Annotated in this window: 21 protein-coding genes; 12 read left to right on the top strand and 9 right to left on the bottom strand. The window is 37.8% G+C overall.

Annotated features, from left to right (window positions below):
• Positions 1–2: 2 nt before the first annotated feature.
• A complete protein-coding gene (locus Q360_RS0102160; RefSeq protein ID WP_027075624.1) occupies positions 3–1538 on the top strand; it encodes a YifB family Mg chelatase-like AAA ATPase in 1536 nt (511 codons plus the stop codon).
• 98 nt (positions 1539–1636) lie between these two features.
• Positions 1637–2749 (top strand): TlpA disulfide reductase family protein, encoded by a 1113-nt coding sequence (locus Q360_RS24345; protein WP_084273336.1) that lies wholly within the window; start codon positions 1637–1639, stop codon positions 2747–2749.
• A 170-nt stretch (positions 2750–2919) separates the two neighbouring features.
• Here the strand turns inward: Q360_RS24345 and Q360_RS0102170 are convergent, their stop codons facing one another.
• Both Q360_RS0102170 and Q360_RS0102175 read right to left on the bottom strand, forming a co-directional pair.
• Entirely contained in the window at positions 2920–3459 is a 540-nt protein-coding gene (locus tag Q360_RS0102170; RefSeq protein ID WP_156949981.1) for a nuclear transport factor 2 family protein, read from the bottom strand.
• 65 nt (positions 3460–3524) lie between these two features.
• Positions 3525–4304 (bottom strand): 3-keto-disaccharide hydrolase, encoded by a 780-nt coding sequence (locus Q360_RS0102175; protein WP_027075626.1) that lies wholly within the window; start codon positions 4302–4304, stop codon positions 3525–3527.
• Positions 4305–4846: 542 nt separating this feature from the next.
• On the opposite strand from Q360_RS0102175, the gene Q360_RS0102180 reads away from it, so the two are divergent.
• The gene (locus tag Q360_RS0102180; RefSeq protein WP_084273337.1) at positions 4847–5725 is read left to right on the top strand and encodes an alpha/beta hydrolase; all 879 of its coding nucleotides are present in this window, start codon (positions 4847–4849) and stop codon (positions 5723–5725) included.
• Between the two features lie 83 nt (positions 5726–5808).
• Here the strand turns inward: Q360_RS0102180 and Q360_RS0102185 are convergent, their stop codons facing one another.
• The 6 genes from Q360_RS0102185 to Q360_RS0102210 all read right to left on the bottom strand — a co-directional run bounded on the left by Q360_RS0102185 (position 5809) and on the right by Q360_RS0102210 (position 13408).
• Positions 5809–7383 (bottom strand): MltF family protein, encoded by a 1575-nt coding sequence (locus tag Q360_RS0102185; protein ID WP_245603132.1) that lies wholly within the window; start codon positions 7381–7383, stop codon positions 5809–5811.
• A gap of 561 nt (positions 7384–7944) precedes the next feature.
• Complete coding sequence (locus Q360_RS0102190) at positions 7945–9078, bottom strand: adenylate/guanylate cyclase domain-containing protein (protein ID WP_027075629.1); 1134 nt, start codon at positions 9076–9078, stop codon at positions 7945–7947.
• A 400-nt stretch (positions 9079–9478) separates the two neighbouring features.
• Positions 9479–10906, bottom strand: a complete 1428-nt coding sequence (locus Q360_RS0102195) for a M20 family peptidase (RefSeq protein ID WP_027075630.1) — start codon at positions 10904–10906, stop codon at positions 9479–9481.
• A gap of 125 nt (positions 10907–11031) precedes the next feature.
• Complete coding sequence (locus Q360_RS0102200) at positions 11032–12150, bottom strand: pyridoxal phosphate-dependent aminotransferase (protein WP_027075631.1); 1119 nt, start codon at positions 12148–12150, stop codon at positions 11032–11034.
• A 238-nt stretch (positions 12151–12388) separates the two neighbouring features.
• Positions 12389–12952 carry a hypothetical protein gene (locus Q360_RS0102205; protein WP_027075632.1) on the bottom strand — a complete coding sequence of 188 codons (564 nt, stop codon included), beginning with the start codon at positions 12950–12952 and terminating at the stop codon, positions 12389–12391.
• Between the two features lie 12 nt (positions 12953–12964).
• Positions 12965–13408 (bottom strand): hypothetical protein, encoded by a 444-nt coding sequence (locus Q360_RS0102210; protein WP_027075633.1) that lies wholly within the window; start codon positions 13406–13408, stop codon positions 12965–12967.
• Between the two features lie 210 nt (positions 13409–13618).
• On the opposite strand from Q360_RS0102210, the gene Q360_RS0102215 reads away from it, so the two are divergent.
• From Q360_RS0102215 to Q360_RS0102230, 4 genes are all read left to right on the top strand, one after another.
• Positions 13619–14812 carry an Nramp family divalent metal transporter gene (locus Q360_RS0102215; protein WP_027075634.1) on the top strand — a complete coding sequence of 398 codons (1194 nt, stop codon included), beginning with the start codon at positions 13619–13621 and terminating at the stop codon, positions 14810–14812.
• Between the two features lie 246 nt (positions 14813–15058).
• Positions 15059–15772 (top strand): 5-oxoprolinase subunit PxpA, encoded by a 714-nt coding sequence (gene pxpA / locus Q360_RS0102220; protein ID WP_027075635.1) that lies wholly within the window; start codon positions 15059–15061, stop codon positions 15770–15772.
• A gap of 17 nt (positions 15773–15789) precedes the next feature.
• Entirely contained in the window at positions 15790–16527 is a 738-nt protein-coding gene (pxpB, locus tag Q360_RS0102225; protein WP_027075636.1) for a 5-oxoprolinase subunit PxpB, read from the top strand.
• Complete coding sequence (locus Q360_RS0102230; protein WP_027075637.1) at positions 16520–17359, top strand: 5-oxoprolinase subunit C family protein; 840 nt, start codon at positions 16520–16522, stop codon at positions 17357–17359. The genes pxpB and Q360_RS0102230 overlap by 8 nt, the downstream gene beginning before the upstream one ends.
• Here Q360_RS0102230 and Q360_RS0102235 read toward each other — a convergent pair.
• A complete protein-coding gene (locus tag Q360_RS0102235; RefSeq protein ID WP_027075638.1) occupies positions 17356–18087 on the bottom strand; it encodes a nitroreductase family protein in 732 nt (243 codons plus the stop codon). The two genes, Q360_RS0102230 and Q360_RS0102235, sit on opposite strands and share 4 nt — an antisense overlap.
• Before the next feature lie 404 nt (positions 18088–18491).
• On the opposite strand from Q360_RS0102235, the gene ilvD reads away from it, so the two are divergent.
• The 5 genes from ilvD to ilvC all read left to right on the top strand — a co-directional run bounded on the left by ilvD (position 18492) and on the right by ilvC (position 24835).
• Complete coding sequence (ilvD, locus tag Q360_RS0102240; RefSeq protein WP_027075639.1) at positions 18492–20168, top strand: dihydroxy-acid dehydratase; 1677 nt, start codon at positions 18492–18494, stop codon at positions 20166–20168.
• Between the two features lie 93 nt (positions 20169–20261).
• A complete protein-coding gene (gene ilvB, locus Q360_RS0102245) occupies positions 20262–21995 on the top strand; it encodes a biosynthetic-type acetolactate synthase large subunit (protein ID WP_027075640.1) in 1734 nt (577 codons plus the stop codon).
• 114 nt (positions 21996–22109) lie between these two features.
• Entirely contained in the window at positions 22110–22691 is a 582-nt protein-coding gene (locus tag Q360_RS0102250) for an O-methyltransferase (protein ID WP_027075641.1), read from the top strand.
• A 75-nt stretch (positions 22692–22766) separates the two neighbouring features.
• Positions 22767–23291, top strand: coding sequence for an acetolactate synthase small subunit (gene ilvN, locus Q360_RS0102255; protein ID WP_027075642.1), 525 nt, complete (start codon positions 22767–22769; stop codon positions 23289–23291).
• A gap of 68 nt (positions 23292–23359) precedes the next feature.
• Positions 23360–24835, top strand: coding sequence for a ketol-acid reductoisomerase (ilvC, locus tag Q360_RS0102260; RefSeq protein WP_027075643.1), 1476 nt, complete (start codon positions 23360–23362; stop codon positions 24833–24835).
• Positions 24836–24899: the final 64 nt, after the last annotated feature.

Here is a 24899-nt window from a genome sequence, read left to right on the forward strand (position 1 = left end):
AAATGCTTACAAAGGTGTATGGGAGTGCCGTATTTGGAGTAGAGGCGACTACGATAACAGTAGAGGTAAATATAGATAAGGGTATAGGCTATCATCTCGTAGGCCTTCCGGACAATGCAATTAAGGAAAGTAACTACAGGATTGCGGCGGCACTGCAGAATAACGGGTATAAAATACCAGGTAAAAAAATCACCATAAATATGGCCCCAGCGGACCTCCGTAAAGAGGGTTCTGCGTATGACCTTACCTTGGCATTGGGTATTTTGGCCGCATCCAGTCAGATACAATCGGAGGAAATAGCGAAATACATCATCATGGGAGAACTATCCCTAGACGGTAGTTTGCAACCGATCAAAGGTGCCTTGCCCATAGCCATAAAAGCACAGGAAGAAGGTTTTGTAGGTTTTATTCTCCCTAGTCAAAATGCAAAGGAAGCGGCAATTGTAGGCGATTTAAAGGTATATGGTGTAGATAATATCAAACAGGTGTTGGAGTTTTTTGATAAGGGAACACCTTTGGAAGAAACGATTATAGATACCCGTGCGGAATTTTATAAAAGCTTGGATTTTCCAGAATTTGATTTTTCAGATGTAAGGGGCCAAGAAAGTATTAAACGCTGTATGGAAATTGCTGCGGCTGGCGGTCATAATGTTATTCTTATCGGACCTCCAGGTGCTGGTAAAACAATGTTAGCAAAACGACTCCCCTCTATTCTACCCCCAATGACCCTACATGAGGCATTGGAAACAACAAAAATTCATAGCGTTGTGGGTAAAATTAAAAATATGGGATTGATGAATCAGCGACCTTTTCGCAGTCCACATCACACTATTTCAGATGTCGCCTTGGTCGGTGGCGGTTCCTATCCGCAGCCCGGAGAAATATCACTATCTCACAACGGCGTGCTATTTTTAGATGAATTACCCGAATTTAAAAGAGGGGTGTTGGAGGTGTTGCGCCAACCCTTGGAAGATCGAGAAGTAACGATTTCCAGAGCGCGATTTACTGTAACCTACCCAAGTAGTTTTATGTTAGTCGCCAGTATGAACCCTAGCCCTGGTGGTTATTTTAACGACCCTGATGCTCCAGTAACGTCTTCACCTGCCGAGATGCAACGCTATTTAAGCAAGATTTCAGGGCCGTTGTTGGACCGAATAGATATTCATATAGAAGTAACCCCAGTACCTTTTGAAAAGCTTTCTGAAGACAGAAAAGGGGAAAGTAGTGTAGACATACGAAAGCGTGTTACGGCAGGTAGAGAAATTCAGACGCAACGCTTTGAAGGACTCGAAAACGTGCACTATAATGCCCAAATGAATACCAAACAGATTCGAGAATATTGCGTATTGGATGAGGCTTCAAAAGCATTGCTTAAAAATGCCATGGAGCGTCTCAACCTTTCTGCTCGTGCTTACGATCGTATCTTGAAAGTAGCACGTACCATTGCAGATTTAGCTAATGAAGAAAAGTTGGATGGGAATCATATTGGTGAAGCCATCCAGTACAGGAGCCTAGATAGAGAAGGATGGCTGGGGTAAGTTTTTGTTCCATGGTTGAGATAAAATTAGGTATTACTCGTGTGGGAACCCGTTGCAAACTGTCGCCAGCTGGGGCTGGGTAAAATAAAATATGAAATATGATAAAAAAAGTAATGTTTGTTTTGGTCTTTTTGATAATGGCCTCTTGCAAAAACGAGACGAAAAATATTGGTTATGAAATACAAGGAACCGTTGAAGGTTTCAATGATAGTATCTGCGAGATTTTTCAATTTGATTATGAATCCGTCTATTTAAAGGATTCTGTTGTTATCAAAGACGGGAAGTTCAAATTCACAGGAACTATTGATATGCCCAGAAGCACACTACTTAAAATAAAAGGTATGCCCGGAAAGGTGTTTTTCTGGTTGGAGAACACCCAAACAAGCGTTACAATAAACAATGACGATTTAAATAAAGCAATAATCGTAGGGGGCGAAGCTCAGCGAATGTTGAATGTGCACAAATTAAAAAAACGCCCAATTAATAATAAAATAGATAGCCTTAGCAAGGTTATAATGACAGGGAGGGAGAGAGGAAATTTGACGGATCAGGAAACGGATACCCTTTACTCCCGAATGCGGGCATTAAATGAAGAACGTTTTGAGATTACCAAAACATTTATAAGGGATTTTCCTAATACCTTAGAAAGTGCCAGAACCCTAAATGAATCTAGAGCTAGATTGGACAAGGAAGTGTTCGCGGAACTTTTTGCATTGATGAACGATAGGACCCAGGCATCGATTTATGGAAAAGAATTAGGTCGGTATTTGAAACTGAACATAGACCCACAAATAGGAGACACGTATGTTGACTTTGAACTGAATAACGTAAAGGGACAAAAAACTAAAGTTTCTGACCTAAGGAAAAAATATACGTTGATTGAATTTTGGGCATCTTGGTGTGTCCCTTGCAGAGAGTCAAATCCTGCCCTTAAAAAAGTATATGAAAAGTTTCACGAAAAAGGATTTAACATTATTGGGGTCTCTATGGATCGTACGAAGGAAAACTGGTTAAAAGCAATTACGGAGGATAGTTTACTCTGGGATCATATTTCGATGGAAAAAGGGTCTCGAAGTGATGTGGCTACAATTTATAATATCAAGGGAATCCCGGACAATATCCTTATAGATGATGAGGGTATAATAATTGGAAGAAGCCTTGTGGTTGAGGACTTGGAGGCTAAACTTGAACTAGAATTCAATGAAAAATAAGCAAAAATAATTATTCTAATTACAAGTAAATGAACCTAAATAATTTTGTTGATTTTTAAAAAAACTCTTTCCATTCTACAAACAACCTGATGCTGAGGATTGTGATGCTACTCGTTTACATTGCCGATTACCTCGATAGCGGCCCTTTACAACGGGGGCTGTCCTGCGTATTATTCTAACAACTCCCATTCTTCTTCGCTTGCCTTTGATTTTTGATATTCCATGACCATCAACCAAGAATTATCTCGTTTTATGAGTAAGGCTTCAAAATGAATGAATTGCCTTGGATTTTCTTTAGCACTGCCATCGTTGGATTGGAAGGTGAAAATTCCTGTTTCATGGGCAGTAGTTTCGTCACCAATACGCTGTGAGAAACGAAAGATTACACTATTCTGTGTCCTTCCTGCTTTGGTATCAATAAAATCCTGCTTCCAGTTCGCCAGCGCTTTGGTAATTGATATTGATGCTTTATTTTCTCCCGTTGTAAATACAACAACCGCATCTTCATGGTACGTAGCTTTATAGCCTTCAAAGTCACCCTCATGTACAGTTCTTGAAACCTCGGCCCAAAAAGCATCCAATGCTGCGAGCCGTACCGAATCATTTTGGGTTTCCATGTTACCCACCATAGTGCCAGCCGGGGTATTAGCATAGGTGGAAGCGACGCTTAGCATAAGAACTAGGCTAAGAAATAGTTGAATTTTTTTCATGTGTATGGTTTATTTTGAATAGGTATACTCTTTTTGGTTCAGGCTGTCAGATTCTTATTCCTTTCTTAAAAATTGGTGTCCGCTTCTTTTAGATCTAGTGTTTTAATCCAGATATTCCTGTAAAGCACATCATGCCCTTCTGCCTGTAGTTTTATACCCCCTGGGGTATTTGTAAGCTTTCCTCCACCATCCAGACCAGAATTTATGCCACCCCAAACTTTATCGATAGCTACATTGTTATGTGCTTTCTGGCCGTTAAAATAAAGGGTGACCCTAGCCTTTTCTGATCGAACACCATTTTTAAACCGTGCAGCACGAAAAGTAATATCGAAGGCATTCCATTTTCCAATGCCGTTATAGGCATGGTATGGAGATTCAGATTCATTGATTACGGCTCCCATGCCATGTTTGGTTCTGTCTCCGTCCAATATTTGAATTTCATATCGGTTTTGTAGGTAAACACCACTATTACCTCCTTCTTTGACCACCAAAAATTCAATATGAAGTCTAAAATCACGGTATTTGGTTTTGGTCACTATATCTGCTGCTCCGTATTTCCCCCCAGCAGCAGACGGGTCATTGGTGTTGACCACAGTTCCGTTAGTCACAGGGTCTTTTTCTATTTGCCATTTTAAAGGTAATTCAGCAGCCAATCTTGGACCTTCCCAATAGGTCCATTTTTTATCCAACAGGTCTTTGGAGCCATCAAAAAGAACTTCGGCGTTTTTGGGTGCCTTAGTGCCAACACCTATCTTTCTAGTTTCCTGACCACTTAGGCCCCCAATCATAAATAATATTACTATTATGCTTGCGGAATGTATTGCCTTTGTTAAATCTTTTTTCATTGTATCGTTTTTTGTCCAATGTTTCTAAAAAGTTAGTCATTAATAATGGTTACTTTTTCAAGGTACTAAATTATCTTTTACGGCTTACTATTAAACGATTTAGGACTGATATGTATAGTGCCACATTGTAGCGTTATAATTGCTTTAATGCAGTTGAACTAGGAAAGATTGACTTAAAATATCGTAGTAAAGCTTTATCATGCTAGTAATAAACAACGTAGAGGTAGTGGTTGGTCTTTTTAATAAAGCACATGATAAATGATACACATTTAAGCTATTAATAAGTGTTTGAATGGAGTAGCAGTAGCGCTGATGCTATATTTCAGACGCAAGGATTACGGTGTATAGGAATTTATAGTGGGCAGTAACAGGACTGAAAAATTGAAAGGAAAGGAACAGACGACTGACCCTATAAACCCTAATGTGATTAATGATGACTTTATTGAATTCTTTTATTACCTTGAAACCGTAAAGTACTATGGATGGATACTGTTTAACTTAAACCAACGATAGTCCCCTAATCAATTGAAATACCTAATATCATGAAAAAGCATGTCTTATTTTTTCTTCTGTTTGCGATTACTAGTACCCTTGTTGCCCAGAGTAAACTCATGGAGAGCCTGCCTATGAAAAGTGCACTGTTGAATACGGAGGTTAACTATTCGATTTATTTACCAGATGGCTATGAAGACTCTGAACGTTATTACCCGGTGGTGTATCTACTAAATGGGTATACGGGTGACGAAACCAGTTGGATTGAAGCAGGTGGGATGCAACGTATCGTAGACCATGCAATTGAAGCGGGAAACATACAAGAAATGGTGATTGTTATGCCTGATGGGGATGACAGACTTTATATGAACAGAACAGATGACACCTATCCCTTTGAAGATATGTTTATGAAAGAGTTATTGCCATTTATAGAGAGTAATTACCGTATTCGCAAAGGAAAACGATATACAGGAATCAGTGGCTTATCTATGGGAGGAGCTGGTTCCTTAAAACTTGCTTTAAAGTATGACAAACAGTTTGGCGCTTGCGCCGCATTTAGTTCTGCTGTATTTACCGAGGAATCGGTGACTACTTCCGATCCAGAATCTATGAATGGGTATGTATCTAAGGCTATGCCCGATATGGTTGGGACTAAAGGTAAAAATAGACTCAATAAAAGCTATGAAGACTACGACGTACTTCATCTTGTTAAAACCAAAGATCCGGCCCTGTTAAAAACAGTAAAAATATATTTTGACTGCGGGGATGATGATTTTCTTACCCTAGGAAATGCTCAATTGCATAAAGAACTTATAACACGCCAAATACCACACGAATATAGGGTGCGCGACGGGGCGCATACGTGGCCTTTTTGGCGTGAGTCTTTGCCTGTAGGGTTAAAGTTTATTAGTGATTCTTTTTGGAAATAGGTTTTCTTTTTTTCTTTTTTTGAGATAAAACCGCAGTGTATTTTATATAGAAAAATAGCCCTGAGTCTAAAAATAGTATGAACTTATTCTGTTATGAATTTTATATAATGTTCATACCTGTTAAAAATCTCATTTACGTAATTAAAGGGTTCTTGACCGTTCACATAGCCATACTTTATTTCCTTCTTATTGTAGTTTTGAGGATAGGTAAGGGCTAGAATCATTTCATTAACGTTATCATCCCAAATAGTTGATTTTAAACCATTTAATCTTGCTAATTTTTGGGCATCTTTAACGTGAAAATAACCGCAATTATAAGAGGCTAGGGTGAATTTAATCCGCTGTTCTCTGTCCGTAATATCTGAGTACGCGTCATATAGTTGTTTTAAGTACCTTACCCCGCCTTTAATATTTTCTTCTGAGTTTAGCCTGTCTTTAACGCCCATGTCTTTAACGCCCATGTCTTTTGCGGTACCTGGCATCATCTGCATTAACCCTTTTGCACCTGACCATGAACTTGCTTCATTTTTAAACCGTGATTCCTGATAAATTATAGCTGCTATTAGACGCCAGTCCCAATTAATTAGCTCAGCATTAGTTTTAATTAAATTGTCATATTGACTTATTTCATTAGTGTTAACACTATAAAAATCGCTTTTAACTCGTTTTTTAAACCTTCTCTTATTCTTAAAATATTTATTATAAATAATATTGTATTCTGGGTTTTTACGGTACTGTTTAATCCATGAATTTGTAGCATTCAGTAATTCAGGTGAATTAGGCCTAACAGCCCAAGCAATTCTTTGTGAAAAACTTACGGGAACGTTAGTATCTAGAATTGGAAAATAGGATGCATTAATAGAGGCAAGGTTTTTATCAGCAATCGTATATTTGATTTTATTGTCAACAACCATTTTAATGATTTCAGCTGTAGATAAATTTCCTTTTAATGTGTCAATAACAATTTCTCCTCCCATTTCTTTTGAGAGGTTGGTAAGTCTTTCAAAGTAGGATGTTTTTTTTCGAACAGAAACCGTATCACCAATTAGTTCTAGCGGATTTTGTATGATGCTTTTATTAATGTTATCCAAGGTCATTTTACGCCAATGCTTAGGTTTTTTTTGAACTAATACCTGCTCCGTCAAGTAGAGATAGTCGGTGAAGGAGGCCACTTTTTTTCTTTCATCTGTAATGGCTAAACCATACGCGATAAGGTCTGCTTTACCTTTTGCTAAATTGGTTAAAAGCATATCAAGGTCGCTAGAGATTTTTATTTCTAACTCTAGATTAAGATGTTTCGCAAGCCGCTGTAACAACTCATATTCATACCCCATTGGCTTGCCTCGGTATAAAAAATAACTGGTACCGCTATACGCAATAAGCACTTTTAGCTTGCCATCTTTTTTAATTTCGGCAAGGTCTTTTATAAATGGAGCGTTGGCTGTTGATTTTAGAACAACGTTGTCGGGTTTGCAATTGCTTAATAGAGCCAGAAACAAAAAGCCTAAAAAAATGATGCGCTTACTTTTCAAAGGAAGCAGCATGTTTCTTGTATTGTTAACTATTAGTGTAATCTCCTCAATAGCAAATCCGACATAATTGAAGAGCTCATCAGCATCAGCTTGTTTTTTGCGAGGTTTCCTAAAGAAGTTAATCATATGATGCAAGGGTTGGTAGTTTCCTTGTCAAGATAAGCAAATATTTAATTACTAATTTTTAACTTTAAAATTAAGGAGTTTGATTTTATTTAAAGAATCTGTTACCTATGATAAGTACGTGTGAAAGTGTTACATTCTGGAGGTAATCGTACCTTATTTGACTTTCGAAGTTTTAACAAAGGGCACTGTTTCGGATTAAACGCATGTTATTCTTGCTGTGGTTAAACAATCATTATCTGTCAAATAACTAATTGTAAATAAAATGAACAAGAATAATCTTGTTTTACATTTTGCTTAAAAGGAATATAATATGAAAGTAACCCAAATACCATACCTAGTTATAATATCAATTTTATGCTTATCAGGGTGCTCTAATTTTGAATTAGATGCTCTAGAAGATGAAACAGAGGTGAAAAGCACTGCCTAGGATGCAACATCTTTGGAAAAGCTAAGGGTTCCTATTGTTTTAACTTCGAAAAAAAATAAATAGTACAATTGAAATGCCAAATTCAATTGATTTTAGTGCGTACGGTAGCAGAATCAGTATATATTCAGGGTTAATTATTCCTTAACAATACTATCCATTTCTGTAGGTAACAATTCTTTTGCTACAGGAGTTATAATCAGGTCTGCACTCATGGCGGGATTACCATCTATTAGAATAACAATGGTATAGGTTCCTGAGCCAAGGTCTTCACCAAAAATTCCTTTTTCATCATCGTAATTCCAACGTTGTAACCAAAAATTTTTACCTGCCCCTACTTCCATATTGTGATTATTTACAACTATCCCATCCTTATACCAGCGCCAACCGAAAGAGGATAAGGATGCCTTATCGTTAATCTGTAAATAGGTATAATAAGCACCTTCTTTTGGGTTTTCCACATTTACCTTCATCCCAGGTGGCGTCATATTGGTACGGAAGACTGCATATAAATCAGTAATATTTTCTGAAAAAGTATTACTTGGGTCAATTGCCTGTCCGTTGGCTTCTACTTTTGTAGCAAAAATTAAACCTCTTGGCGGTTCCTCTACTGTATTTGAAGGCCAATGTAAAGATGCCCAATAAAGTATTCCGGAGCAGAGCAGTACAAAAAGGGTTATCAACAGAAATTTAATATTTTTGTTTGTCAGTATGGAAGAGGAAGTTCTAATCTTTCCTTTTCCTTGCATATCTGTAGGTAAGGGAATGGATAATTTTTTATTTGATATGGCATATAATGTAAGCTCTCTTTCAATATTTTTAAAATTGAAATCACCAATGTTAACCGTTTTTATTTCGGGATAGTTTTTTATCTGAAAATAAACATCAGAACTAATTAAAATAGAATTGCCAACACCCACAGATTCAATACGCGAAGCAATGTTAACCCCCTCTCCATAGACATCACCTTGCTCAATAATTATATCGCCCGAATGAATACCAATTTTAAAAGCTCCATCAAAATCTCTTCTTGCGACTTTTTGTATCTCTATGGCGCAATTCACGGCATCTACCGCACTAGAGAAGGTGGTTAGCACACCATCACCCATCTCCTTAATCCATTGTCCATTATGTTTTTGAACTAATGGTTTTTGAATTTCCTTGCTTATGCGAACCAACTCCATGGTTTTTTGGAAATCTTTCCCCATTAAACTGCTATAACCTACAATATCGGTGAACATTATAGCAGCAAGTTGACGTATCTCTGACATAGGACTTAAACAATCTTAATTAGGGAAAATATAATACATTCTTTTGCATTATGTTTTTAAAACAGACTCAGCCGCCTTAGTTTGTGGAGTAGTTTAAATATGATAAGCATGCTTTATATATACCTACAAGTTAATGATTTATATTGATACGCTTATGCTTTCCTAATTAAGGACCTCGTAGGAAGTGGTATATTCATACTATGGTAGTTTTATGAAAACCTAATCTTAAAAATAATGTCCACCAGTATAGAACTTGAAGGTGAATCTAAGTGAAATACTTAATATATTTTGCAAGCAATACACGAAAAATTTTTGATTAGGGGTAAGTAATTTCAATGGTACTAGGGTGTATAAATTTCATTCACTTTTAGCCATACCAACACGAATATTTATTGATATTTTAATTAAGTTGTTTGATTAACTGGTATGTAAACTCAATAATCTCTTTGTAATTTTCCTTCCCTATTTTTTCATCAATACCGTGAAAACGAGTCATGGAGTCTGGTGCAAGCCGGATGGGATAAAAACGATATACATCATCTGAGACCTCATAGAAATAACGGGCATCCGTGCCACCACCAACAAGTCCAGGTACCACTACAGATTCTGGGAATACCGAGCGAATCGTTTTTTCTAAGGATTTATAGGCTTCTGAATCAATTCTTGAAACGGGGGAAGGGTTGGTGAGAAACCCAACAGGTTCTACTTTAATTTTAGTGCTTATCGTTTTTTTTATATGCTCTTTTACGGATGCAATAGTTTCACCAGGTAAAATTCTAAAATTTATGGTTGCCTCTGCTACCGTAGGGATTACATTATTCTTTACACCACCGTCAATTATAGTAGCCGCTGTTGTGGTATGTGCGTTTAATGCTTCAAGAATTGGTTTTTTGAATAACCAAGGATTTGCAAAAGCGACTTTTTTTAGAAATGGCAGTTCCGCACCCATGTAGTCTAGTTGATAATTTATGGGTTCAACAAGGGTATAGGGTAATTGATTAGCTTCAAGGTCTACAATGGCCTGTGCAAGCATACCAATTGTATTTTCTTTTGGCGGGGCCGAACTGTGTCCGCCTTGGGTTTCAACAATCAATCTAAAAGAGGCAAATCCCTTTTCAGCTAAGTTGACAATTGCTACGGTTTTATCTATTCCAGGGACTAAACCATCCGCCAAAAAGCCGCCTTCATCCAAAGTCATTGATGCTTTAACCCCTCTTTCTTTTAACAATTGCGCAATTTTGGCTGCACCATTTGCACCACCAACTTCCTCATCATGTCCAAAAGCAAGGTAAATAGTTTGAGAAGGCACAAAGGATTCCTTTAACAATAGCTCTACGGATTCTAGCAGTGCCATTAAGGTGCCCTTATCATCTAATGTTCCTCTGCCGATAATATCCGTATTGGTAATCTTGCCTTCAAAAGGGCCAGCTTCCCAATCCGATAAGGTGGGCTGATCAACAGGCACAACATCTTGGTGTGACATTAAGATGATAGGCTTTTTATCCTTATTAGCACCTTTCCAGGTATAGAGCAAACTATAGTCACTTATTTTTTCAAGGGTAAGTTTTTCATGAACTAATGGAAACGTTTCTGATAGAAATCGATGAAAACCATAAAATACCGTAGAATCTGGGATTGCATCTTCACTATACGAGATGGTTGGATATTGAATGGCTTTGGATAAATTGCTGTACACGCCATTGGGAATAGTTATCTTTTGTAGTGGTTCCGAAGCTACTTGTTTTGAGCTTAGCGATACGGTATTGAATAATAGAATAGCGACAAGAACTCCCGTAATAGCTAAAAGCGCGTAAATAATTTTTTTCATCCGTGGTTGGTTTGTAAACTAAAGTGAGTAGAAGCGTAATTACTTTTATTCACTTTAGAATTTGTATAATTGGTTAATAACTGTATTAAAGTTTGTACAAGAGTGATTATTATAACATAGTTAGGTTAACTACGCATGACCTTTCTAAGTCCTTTATCAAAAAGTTTCATATCCTCCATAGTACCCGTACTAATTCTTGCCCATTCGTAAAATGGGGGAAATGGTCTTCCAATGAGGACGTTTTCTTTTTCCATTTCCCTCATCATTTCATCAATAAGTCTACCTGTTTTAAAAAAAACAAAATTGGTATGTGATTCTATATATTCCAGACCTAAGTCGTTAAGGGTGTTGTAAATGGCATTTTTAGCTTCTACATTTTTAGCAATACTGAATTTGTAGAATTCATCGTCTACTAAAGCTTCTTTTGCTGCTTCTATTGCTAGGACGTTTGTAAACGCCATGATGTTTTTCTGTAGCCTTTTAGCAATATCGGGCCGCGCTACTAAATAGCCAATTCGTAGCCCAGCCATACCGTAGACTTTAGAAAATGTTTTGGAAACAATAACATTCATATTTTCCTTTACCAGTTCTACCATAGACGGGTAATCGGGCTCCGTAATAAAATCGTAGTAGGCTTCATCACTAAAAACCATGGTTTTCGTACTTGCCGATATGCAAAAATCTTTGAGCTTTTTCTTATCCAATAAGGTACCTGTTGGATTATTAGGGTTACAAATGAAAATCAAATTGGTTTTGGAATTGATTCTTCTTTCCATTTCTTCAAGGTCGTGCCCCATTTTGGAATCTACCGGAACACGATGTACATAAGCACCAAAATTCTCGGCATAGGTCATCATGGATTGAAATGTTGGGTCTGCCGCTATAATTTCCCCGCCGTCCATGCCATAGGTAAGACCTACAGCCTTTAGACCTTCCGTAGAACCACCTGTAACCACGATATGCTTGGTAGAAACGCCTTCCTTTTCGGCTATTTGCTCCAATAACGGTTTGAACACCATAGATGGATATCTGCAGGCAGTATCAAAAGCGCTGGTTATCCTTTTTCGCACTGCTTTAGAAGGGCCATAAGGGTTTTCGTTGGAATTTAGTTTAGCAACAGTGTTTAGCGAAGGAGTTGTGCTTATCGATATGTCCATAGCCATAGTGCTTAAACCTCCTAAAAAAGTAAAACTGCTAGAAAGTCCGGCAGTTTTTAACCATTGTCTTCTGTCTATATTTTTCATAGTCTCTACAATTTTGGTTTAAGATACGAAAATCTAGAAAAGATTAATACGTGAATATTTTGTGGTAGTTGGGATAATTCAAAAAACTACTTACTGCTTATGCATAAACAAAAAAAGCTATTGGAATTTCCAGTAGCTTTTCGCCATTCTCTTTGCTCTAAATTCCTTCTTCGGTACGTACTTAAGTTACCTTGTAAAGAACTAGAAAAGTAGGTAATTAAAGATTCTGGGTCTATTGTTATACTTGTAATTCTTTGTTATTTTCGTCTGTACTCTTTTCGTTGGTTGGGCTAAATACATCCTTTAAGATGTAGGCAGTTACTATTGTAAGTCCCGCCGTTAAAGTTGTGGTAGAATATTCCCATCCCAACAAATGCATTAATCCACCGCCTATAATGGTAAGCACACCTATCACCATGGCAAAATTCCAAATAATTTCTATCAAGCTGTTTCTGGCTTTTCTGTCTTCATCCATAAAATAAGCTGTGCCTTCCATAGCGAACCAAGTTATAAATGTAATTGCTGTACCTATTTGAAAGATTAGGGTGTATGGGAAATCCATTATTCTAAGCAACCCGTTGGTAGTCCAAAAAAGCACCAAAATGATTTTAATATAGGCTACCGGTTTTTTATTCTCCTTTTTACCAAATCGAACCGCATATAGTATTCCTAACGCCAAAAAGGAAGTAAAAAGTACACCTGCGGCATAGGGCCAGTCTAGCATACGCATCACCATACCTGTTAATAGAGCAACAAGGGATACGCGTAAGGGTGTTTTTAGTAATTTTCTATTGGGTTCCATAAGTGTTTGTATTTAGATCATCTTTATGTTGGCTTTAAGACCTTCCATAATTCCTATAATGTTCTTTACTGTCTCGTTGAGATAGTATCTAACAAGGATGTGTGGAATACGGATTGTGGTGAAGCCATTTTTAAAGGAATGCATGGCTTGTTCCAAGTTATTGATGGCCTGTTCTTCAGTCAGTTTATCGTACTCCGAGTCTATTTCTATATTTAGCTTAACGCGAGATATAGCGATGTCAACGGATTTGTGGCCATCCCACCATTCCAACATTGCTTTTACCCCGGCTTCTTTAAGTCCATAGTAAAGCTGGATGGCTTCTAGCGGTGTATCGTTTTTAACAATCAAGGCTTTCATACGTTTGTGGTGATCAAAACAAAGCTCTACACCAAGACTATCCATTGCATTTTTATGGTCTATGTAGCCTAATTCTTTTTTACATTCTAGACAAATCATTAAGTAGGTTAAATTTAGGTTTGGGGACTACTATAACCATAGATTTTCAGGATTAGTATGATTGATCGATGTATGGTACCCAACTTTTAGACGAACTACATTTTTTTAGATGAACGGCACGCCAACATGTTAAAATTGTGGCGAAAATGACCTTAACCGTTTTCTTTATTTTCACATTTTGCGTCTATATTTACAAAAACTCGACTAGGTATGTTCAAAAACAGTGGACCAGGTGTTCTAATCGCTGCTGCCTTCATTGGCCCAGGCACAGTAACAGCTTGCACGCTTGCAGGTGTTGGTTTTGGATACGCATTATTGTGGGCTATGATTTTATCTATAGTAGCTACCATAGTATTGCAGGGAATGGCGGCTAGGTTAGGGGTGGTTACCCAGCAAGGTCTTGCCGATGTTATCAAACAACAGTTAAAGACAAAATGGATGCGGATTTGTGTGGTTGGTATTATTCTAGCTGCCATTGTAGTAGGTAATGCCGCCTATGAGGCCGGTAATCTTGGTGGCGCAGTATTGGGAATGCAAGCCCTATTTGGAAACGAATTTAGTGGGGCTTATCCTTATATCATAGGTTCATTAGCATTTCTCTTACTGTATCTGGGTAATTACAAGGTCTTGGAAAAGGTTTTTGTTGCTTTGGTTTTAGTGATGAGTTTTTCTTTTATTTTAACCGCGTTGCTCACGGGTCCAAATCTGTTAGCTGTCTTAGAGGGGCTCTTTATTCCCAAAGTACCAGAAGACGGTATACTTACCATAATTGCATTGGTAGGTACTACCGTGGTACCCTATAACTTGTTTTTACATGCCTCTTTGGTCAGTGAAAAATGGAAAACCATTGACGGACTTCCAGCAGCTAAAAGAGATACAGTCGTTGCCATTGTGCTTGGCGGTTTTGTATCTATCTGTATTATCATATCTGCAGCTGCCATCACCAATTCGGAAGTTGCCAACGTTATGGATATGGCCAAGGCTCTGGAGCCGCTTTATGGAGCAAGCGCTAGGTATTTTATGGGTGCGGGACTTTTTGCAGCGGGAGTTACTTCGGCTATTACTGCTCCATTGGCAGCTGCCTATGTAGCCAATAGTTGTTTTGGTTGGAAAGCCAGTATGACCGATTTTAGGTTTAGAGCTGTATGGATATTCATCTTAGGTCTGGGTATTTTCTTTTTGTCCTTTAATATCAAGCCTATAGAAATCATCAAATTTGCGCAGATAGCGAATGGTATTTTACTTCCTGTGATAGCAATTTTCTTATTGTGGGTCGTAAATAGAAGTGCTGTTATGGGTACATATAAGAATACTAATTTTCAGAATGCACTTGGAATACTCATTATAGCCTTAGCTATAATTTTGGGTGCTAAAAGTATTTTTAAGGTGTTGACTAGTTTCTAAAAAATTGATGCTTGTTTAAGGTTTCCGTTGTTTCATGTTCAAGGTTCTCGTACGTAATAAATAGGTTGTGAAAAGTAAAGAATTAGGTAATCTGTTACGGGTCTTTGCAATGAGCGAAATATAATTTTACGTGATGAAGCATAACTAAAGCGACGTAGCAATCTTATTAATAAAGCTTTTTGGCGAAATGATAATAATCTCGGGCTATTATCTATTTTGATTTAATACTAGAACATGAACTTGAGTATGGACATAGATATAAATTGTGACATGGGAGAAGGAATTGGAAATGAAGCCGAACTACTTCCTCATGTCTCCTCTTGTAATATAGCCTGCGGAGGACACGCAGGTGATAAGGCTACTATGAAGCATGTGGTTCTACTAGCTAAAAAGTATCAAGTAAAAATAGGGGCGCATCCTTCCTATCCTGATGTTGCTAATTTTGGAAGGGTTTCTATGGACTTAAGTCCAAAAGAATTAATTGAAACTATTCGCTTGCAAGTAGCAAAATTGGTTTTGATTTGTAATCAAGAGAATATCAAACTACATCATATCAAAGCCCATGGAGCATTATATAATGATATTGCAAAAGGAGGTGCTCTTACAAAAGCATTTCTAGAAGCCTTAGAGCCTTATAAATCAAAAGTGTTTCTTTATGTTCCTGCGGCATCCGTTTTTACACAAATTGCCATCAATAAAGGTTTTAAGATTAAGAGAGAGGCATTTGGCGATAGAAACTACAATAAGGACCTAAGCCTTGTTTCAAGAAAAAAGTCGAATGCAATGATTGTAGAACCCCAACGTGTCTTGGAGCATTTACTCCGTATGGTTACTGATTATAAGGTTTTTACTGTTTCTGAAACCTTGGAAGAGATGCAGGCAGATACTTATTGTATTCATGGAGACACCCCTAATGCTTTGCAAATATTAACGTATCTTTCAGCACAATTACCAAAGTAAAACAACACGCTATACTATTGGAAATCCCTCAAATTCGTACAAAACCTTTTGGAGTTCACGCAGTTTTGGTTGAATGGCCAGTGGAGGTTAGCGAACTAATCTTAAACAAAATTTTACAGTTTGAGAGTTTTTTGAAAATTCAATGTTTAGAAGGTGCTAATTGGGAATACGTTTCTGCATATAACTCTCTTTTAGTGGTCAATACAAAAATGACTATTGATTATGTTTCGTTTAGTAAAGAGTTGCAACATTGGTATGCAAGCATGGGAGAAGCAAAACCCTATAAACGCTATTTATGGCGCCTTCCTGTATCCTACGACCCGGGATTTGGAATAGATTTAGATGATATATCGGTTCAATTGAAAATAGAAATATCGGAGCTTATAAGATTGCATACCAGTCATGTATATACTATTTATGGGATAGGTTTTTTGCCAGGATTTATGTATTTAGGAGGATTGCCAGAGGTTTTGGAAATATCTCGTAAGGCTACTCCACGTTTAAAGGTTGAAAAGGGAGCTGTAGGAATCGCCGGTAAACAGACCGGTGTGTATCCACAGGAGTCCCCAGGCGGATGGAACATTGTAGGAAATTGTCCTGTACCTATCTTTGATGCTACTAAGAAAGAACCTTGCTTTGTTTCGGTAGGCGACCAAATTCAGTTTTATAAGGTGTCGCGAGCAAAATATGATTTGCATAAAATAGAGGTTGAGGTAGGGATTTACCAACCTGAAAAAATACAAATCGATGCTTAAAATACTAAAGTCAGGGTTTTATACCTCTGTTCAGGATTTGGGGAGGTTTCATTACCGTAACAAGGGAGTACCTGTCTCTGGTGTAATGGATGAATTATCGGTTTTTAAGGCCAATGCGTTATTAGAAAATGAAATTACCGATGCTGTATTGGAAATTACGATGACAGGACCAACCTTATTTTTTCAGGAGGAAACCCATATTGTATTGTCAGGTGCGGAAATGTCGGCTACACTTAACAACCTGCCCATTGTAAATTATAAAGTATATCAAATAGATATTGGTGATATACTGTCCTATGGTAAGTTAGAAGCTGGTTTTAGAGGTTATTTAGCTATTAAAAGTGGTTTTAGACCAAAGGTAATGTATGGTAGTTCTTCGTTCTTTAAGCCAATAACCTATGGCAACAGATTGATGGATGGTGATATGGTCCCTTTTAAATATAAGGAAATATTCAAACCAAAAATTTCAGAAATAAAAGTAGATTCCTTTTTGGGCGAAACTATTTTGAAGGTCCACAAAGCACCAGAATTTGATATGCTCACCGAAATTCAGCTACAAGTACTGTTTTCTAAGGATTTTACAGTGGCCAAGGAAAATAATAGGATGGCGTATCAGCTAAATGAAATGCTAGAAGGCCATAGCCATAGTATGCTCACTTCTGCAACTTTACCTGGAACCGTACAATTTACTCCCGCTGGAAAACTCATTATTTTGATGAAAGACGGACAAACCACAGGAGGGTACCCAAGGATTTTACAATTAACAGATAAGGCAATAGCCATTTTAGCCCAGAAAAGGCAAGGCGCTACCATCTGTTTTAAATTGGTTTAATCCAATTTTTGATACACTTCCTCAAATGGCACTCTAAATCGTGGCCCGTAGATTCCTGTTTCTTCTCTTATGCCACAGGCAACTACCATATTTATTTCTGCGCCTGTTGGTAGCTTTAAAATCGACTTTACCATTTTTGTATCGCTACCTTCCATCGGGCAGGTATCATAGCCAATTGCAGCCATACTAGTCATAAAGTTTTGAGCTGCTAGGCCGGCACTTTTGTGTGCTACAATCCGCATATCTGAGTTACGAACTTGTCTGTATATAGGTTTAAAAAATCCGATACATTGGAACACAACATACTTCAACGCACCAAGAATACCTAGAAAATCGATATAGATTGACGGTATTAGTTTTTGATAATAGTTCAGGGCAAAAGTTTCTCTTTTGGTATATTCGGCCTTTTCTTTAGTTCCATATTGCAATTTCAGGAAAGCAACGTTAGCTTTCGCCCGCTTACGCCATAAATCTTTTCTAGCCACGATTACAACCAATTGTTGTGCGGTTTTGGCCGCATTCTGACCTAAACAGGCGGTGGTCATTTTCTTTAAAAGTGTTGGATTGGTAATTTGATAGAATTCCCACAGTTGTAGGTTACTGCTCGTAGGTGCTAATACCGCATTGGCAATACATTGTTTTACTTTTTCATCGTCTAGTGCAAGGTCAGATTTGAATATGCGTACAGATCTTCTAAATTGTATGGCTTCGGTTACCTTTTTTTCCATGATTATTGAGATGGGACTATTCATGCGAAAATAACCAATATGTGTTCTTATTCTTTATTCGCTAGATAATTTTATGTACTATTGTTTTATGAAAGTTTATAAAAATAGAATCAATAGGGTCATTATTATTTCGGATACGGAATGACATAGCTTTTTAATTGATTTAAAAAACGGGTGTCAGATTTGATTGACACCCGTTTTTTTATGCTTTAAACATGAAATTTAAAGGATATGATTTTTATTGAATATGATATAAATTGAATTGTTATATATCTGATTATTAGTAGTTTGAATTGATTTTAATAAAATTGAATTTGAACTAGTGTTTCATGTTTTAATTATAAGGGAATTTAAACTTTTATCTTTGATAAAGAGTGAGAAACGAAGCAGACAAGAATAGAAATATGGAATTGAACAAACACAGTAAAAACGTAACACAAGACCCAACGCAGCCAGCAGCACAAGCAATGCTTTATGCTATCGGTTTAACGGAGGAGGACCTGAAGAAACCATTGATAGGAATAGGTAGTACAGGATATGAAGGAAACCCTTGCAATATGCACCTTAATGATTTGGCGCAAGAGGTAAAAACCGGTATAAATGATGGTGGGTTGATAGGGCTTGTTTTTAATACTATTGGAGTAAGTGACGGTATTTCAATGGGTACTTACGGTATGCGTTATTCATTACCATCAAGAGATATTATTGCAGATTCTATGGAAACGGTGGTGCAGGCTATGAATTATGATGGCTTGGTAACTGTTGTTGGCTGTGATAAAAATATGCCAGGAGCCCTTATGGCTATGATTCGTTTAGATAGGCCATCAATTATGGTATATGGGGGAACAATTGCTTCTGGTTGCTTCAAGGACAAAAAGTTAGATGTAGTATCTGCTTTTGAGGCTTGGGGAGAGAAAGTAGCAGGTACAATGAGTGAAGAAGATTATAAGGGAGTGATACAAAACGCCTGCCCAGGTGCAGGTGCTTGTGGTGGTATGTATACAGCAAATACAATGGCTTCTGCAATTGAAGCGTTAGGTATGTCAATGCCCTATAATTCATCTAATCCTGCAATAGGTAAAGAAAAACAGTTTGATGCCATTAATTCTGGAAAAGCGATTCGAAACCTTTTAGAAAATGATATTAAACCAAGTGATATTATTACCCGTAAATCAATGGAAAATGCGGTTCGCCTGTTGACTTTATTAGGAGGTTCTACGAATGCGGTACTTCACTTTTTAGCAATAGCAAAAGCTGCTGATGTTGACTTTAAATTGGATGATTTTCAAAAAATAAGTGATACAACTCCATTTTTAGCAGATTTAAAACCAAGTGGTAAATTCTTAATGGAAGACTTACACCGCGTTGGAGGAACTCCCGCAGTAATGAAGTTTATGCTTGAGAATGGTATGTTGCATAGTGATTGTTTAACCATAACAGGTAAAACCATTGCAGAGAATTTGGCAGAAGTACCAGGTCTAGTTGAACATCAACAGGTTATCAAGCCATTGAGTGATCCAATTAAGGCTACTGGACATCTGAGAATTTTGTACGGTAATCTTGCTACAGAAGGAGCTGTAGCTAAAATTACAGGAAAAGAAGGCACATATTTTTCAGGGCCAGCGAAAGTTTATGAAGGTGAATTTTTAGCCAATGACGGTATAGCAAGAGGTGAGGTTAAAAAAGGAAACGTAGTTGTTATACGTTACGAAGGGCCCAAAGGAGGTCCGGGAATGCCCGAAATGCTTAAACCAACCGCAGCGATTATGGGTGCAGGACTAGGAAAGGAAGTTGCCTTGATCACAGATGGTCGTTTCTCTGGCGGAACCCATGGTTTTGTGGTGGGTCATGTATGTCCTGAGGCTCAAGAAGGTGGCTTAATAGGTCTTGTAGAAGACGGCGATATCATAACAATAGATGCTGATAAAAATCAAATTTCAGTAAATTTAACGGATGCCGAAATAGCATCTAGAAGAAAAAACTGGAAGCAACCAGACTTGAAAGTAACACGGGGAAGTTTATATAAATTCGCAAGAACTGTCTCGTCTGCTTCAACAGGGTGTGTAACAGATGAATTCTAATCATTAGTCATTACCGAGTGGGGCTGCGGTATTTTATGTCAATAAGTTATTAGGGACTTTAGACCCATTCAATACTTTAATCGAAGTTGAATTATGCAAATAGTAAAAGAAAAAAAAACGGCAACGAAGACTAAAAAGACGATAACAATATCTGGTGCGGAAGCCATTATCCATTGTTTATTGGCAGAGGGTGTGGATTTATTATATGGCTACCCAGGTGGTGCCATTATGCCCGTTTATGATGAGTTGTACAAGTTTCAAGACAAATTAACCCATATATTGGTGCGTCACGAGCAAGGAGCTACGCATGCTGCTCAAGGGTATGCTCGAGTATCCGGTAGGGTAGGTGTAGCCATGGCCACTTCTGGGCCAGGAGCTACAAACTTGGTAACCGGTTTAGCTGATGCACAAATAGATTCTACGCCATTGGTCTGTATTACAGGGCAAGTGCCAAGGCATTTATTAGGATCTGATGCCTTTCAGGAAACCGATATTATCGGAATATCTACACCTGTTACCAAATGGAACTATCAGATTACTACAGCCGCTGAGATTCCAGAAATTATGGCGAAAGCCTTCTATATTGCCAAATCGGGTCGTCCAGGCCCTGTGTTGGTAGATATCACAAAAAACGCTCAGTTCGAGGAATTTGAATTTTCTTATGAAAAATGTACCGGTGTACGGAGTTATAATCCCACACCTAAGCCTAGTGAGGAAGCCATTGCTGCTGCTGCCAAACTTATTAATTCGGCCAAAAAACCATTTATCGTTTGGGGGCAAGGGGTTATTCTAGGGAAAGCGGAAGAACAACTGAAGGCCTTAGTCGAAAAAGCAGGGGTTCCTGCAGCATGGACTATAATGGGCGCTTCAGCATTGGATACCGCACATCCACTCAATGTTGGTATGGTGGGCATGCACGGGAACTATGGTCCAAACTTGTTGACAAACGAGTGCGATCTACTCATTGCCATTGGTATGCGATTTGATGATAGAGTTACTGGCAGGTTAGAGGATTATGCCACTCAAGCCAAAGTGATTCACTTTGAAATTGATCCAGCAGAAATTCATAAGAATGTACATGCAGATGTTGCCGTTTTAGGAGATGCAAAAGAGTCTTTAGAACTTATACTTCCTCTTGTTCACGCAAATTCCCATGAGGCGTGGCACAATGTATTCAAGGAAAAATATCAAATCGAATTCGATACGGTCATTAAAAACGATATTCACCCTACTAAAGAGGGTTTGACCATGGGTGAGGTGATTGAAGAAATCAATATCGCATCAGGTCATAATGCGGTCATCGTTACCGATGTGGGACAACATCAGATGATAGGTTGCAGGTATGCTAAGTTTAATCAGTCTAAAAGTAATATCACTTCTGGCGGATTAGGAACGATGGGCTTTGCCCTTCCGGCCGCCATAGGTGCTAAAATGGGTGCCATGGACCGTGAAGTTGTGGCGGTTATAGGCGATGGTGGTTATCAAATGACGATACAGGAATTAGGTGTTATTTTTCAACACAAGGTTCCCGTGAAAATTGTAGTCTTGAATAATGACCACTTGGGCATGGTGCGGCAATGGCAAGAGCTTTTCTTTGAGAAGCGCTATGCATCAACAGTGATGGTGAATCCTGATTTTGTAAAAATAGCGGAAGGGTATCACATAGAAGCAAAAAGGGTAAGTGAACGTAAAGATTTAAAGGAAACGGTACAGAAAATGATGGCTTCAAAAGAACCTTACTTTCTTGAAGTAAAGGTAGAAAAGGAAGCCAATGTCTTTCCTATGATTCCTTCAGGTGCTTCGGTTTCTGAAATCAGGTTGCAGTAGGTAGGGGTTTATGTTCTCTGATTTGTCAGTTCGCGCGGAGTCGCGAATTGGTATTTAGGTCACATCATTATTTGGGTGTTTAAACAACTTAAAAGAGATAGAAGAAAAAATTTAATGGAAGACGCTAACATACTAAATATACCTAGTATCCATCCGGAGATAGAACGTAAATCAAAAGAAATAGGGTTTACAATGCCGTCGGATGTCTATATAGGCACGTTCTTAAAAACCTTGGTTTCTAGTAAGCCAGCGGGACGTTTTTTAGAGTTAGGAACGGGTATTGGCCTGTCTCTTTCTTGGATGATAGATGGGATGGATTCAAATTCCACTTTGATTACGGTTGATAATGACCACGAGCTGATTGATATAGCAAAACAGTATTTTGGAACGGATACAAGAATAGAAATTGTTTGTGAAGACGGAACAAGCTGGATTAAGAACTATGCAGGGAAAATCTTTGATTTAATTTTTGCAGACGCTTTGCCAGGAAAATATAGTGCAATAGAAGAAGCACTGGATTTGATTAGCGTTGGAGGATTTTATATTATAGATGATATGATAGCGCAGCCCAATTGGCCAGAAGGACATGATAAGAGCGTTGATAGATTAGTTTCCTATTTGGAACGTAGAACAGATTTTAATTTGACTAAGATGAATTGGTCAACAGGATTGATTGTTGCGGTAAAAATAAAGTAAGAATAATGTCATCCTAACTACAGTAAAATAGTTTTATAATCAGGTAGTTAGGGCTGATACTAGGAAAATTAGAGAATGGAAAAAAAATGGTTTACCATGTCGGTATATTCAGAAAACAACGTTGGATTATTGAATAGAATATCTGGAATATTCTTAAAGCGACATATTAATATAGAGAGTTTAAATGTGTCAAAATCAGAGATTGATAATGTTTCGAAATTTACCATAGTAATATACACTACGGATGAATGGGTACAGAACATTGTAGGTCAAATAGAAAAGCAGATAGAGGTCATAAAAGCATTCTATCATACGGATGATGAAACTATTTATCAAGAATCTGCTTTGTTTAAAATAGCCTCAGACCTACTTTTCGATGAACGTCAGATTCAGAATATTATTAAGGATAGTAATTCCCAGATCGTTACGGTGGCTCGTGATTTTTTTGTGCTTGCTAAAAGCGGTAGAAGAAATGAAATAGATGAGATGTATGAGAAATTCAAGCACTTTGGTATCATGCAGTTCGTACGTTCTGGTCGCATAGCCGTCTCAAAGGAAGAAATGCAGATATCAGCCTTATTGAAAGAATTTCAACAGTAATACATATAAATTAATTAGTAACACTAAAGCTGAATTATTTCGGCATAAAAATTAAAACAGCATACAAAATGGCAAATTATTTTAACACACTATCCCTAAGAGATCAATTGACCCAGCTAGGTAAATGTAGGTTTATGGAGTCCTCAGAATTCTCTGATGGTGTAACTTCCTTAAAAGGAAAGAAAATAGTCATCATTGGCTGTGGTGCTCAAGGTTTGAACCAAGGTTTAAACATGAGGGATTCTGGTTTGGATATTTCCTATACACTTCGCGATGCAGCCATTAAAGAAAAACGACAGTCGTTTATAAATGCCTCTGAAAACGGATTTACCGTCGGAACCTATAATGAACTGATTCCAAGTGCAGATTTGGTCATCAATCTTACGCCAGATAAACAGCATACCGCTGTAGTGACCGCTGTAATACCTTTAATGAAGAAGGGTGCAACATTATCTTACTCTCATGGGTTTAATATTGTTGAAGAGGGCACGCAGGTTCGTAAAGATTTGACGGTGATTATGGTAGCACCAAAGAGCCCTGGTTCTGAGGTTAGGGAAGAATACAAACGAGGTTTTGGAGTACCCACTCTAATTGCGGTACACCCAGAAAATGATCCAGAGGGTAAGGGATTAGCACAGGCAAAAGCATATGCGGCTGGTACTGGTGGGCATAAAGCTGGTGTATTGGAATCGTCTTTTGTTGCCGAGGTTAAATCTGATTTAATGGGAGAGCAGACTATTCTTTGTGGTTTGTTACAAACAGGATCTATCCTTTGTTTTGATAAAATGATAGAAAAAGGAATGGATGCTGGTTACGCTTCTAAATTGATTCAATATGGATGGGAAACCATTACGGAGGGCATGAAATACGGTGGTATTACGCATATGATGGACCGTCTTTCAAACCCTTCAAAAATTAAGGCATTTGAACTATCCGAAGAATTAAAAAATATTATGCGTCCGTTATTTCAAAAGCATATGGACGATATCATGACGGGTCACTTTTCTAAAACCATGATGGAAGATTGGGCTAAGGATGATAAAAACTTATTAACGTGGAGAGCGGCTACAGGTGAAACTGCTTTTGAAAAAACTCATGCTGGGAGTCAGGAAATTTCAGAACAAGAGTTTTATGATAATGGAGTTTTAATGGTAGCTATGGTAAGGGCTGGTGTAGAGTTAGCCTTTGAGGCCATGACAGAATCTGGTATTATTGCAGAATCTGCCTATTACGAATCATTACATGAAACACCATTAATAGCAAATACCATTGCGAGAAAGAAATTATTTGAAATGAACCGTGTTATTTCAGATACGGCTGAATATGGTTGTTATCTCTTTGATCACGCATGTAAGCCACTTTTGACTGACTTTATGAAGCATATTGATACAGATGTCATTGGCAATAATTATTCAGAAGGAATGGATAATCATATTGATAATGCACAGTTAATAGCAATTAATAAAGCGTTACGTGAGCATCCGGTAGAAATCGTAGGAACTCGTTTACGGGAATCTATGACCGCTATGAAACCAATCGTATAACCTTTAAAATCTAAACCAGGCTTTCCTATTGTCCGGTTAAGAATAATTAAAAGGAAATTTCAGT

Source organism: Maribacter antarcticus DSM 21422, from assembly GCF_000621125.1.
GTDB lineage: Bacteria > Bacteroidota > Bacteroidia > Flavobacteriales > Flavobacteriaceae > Maribacter > Maribacter antarcticus.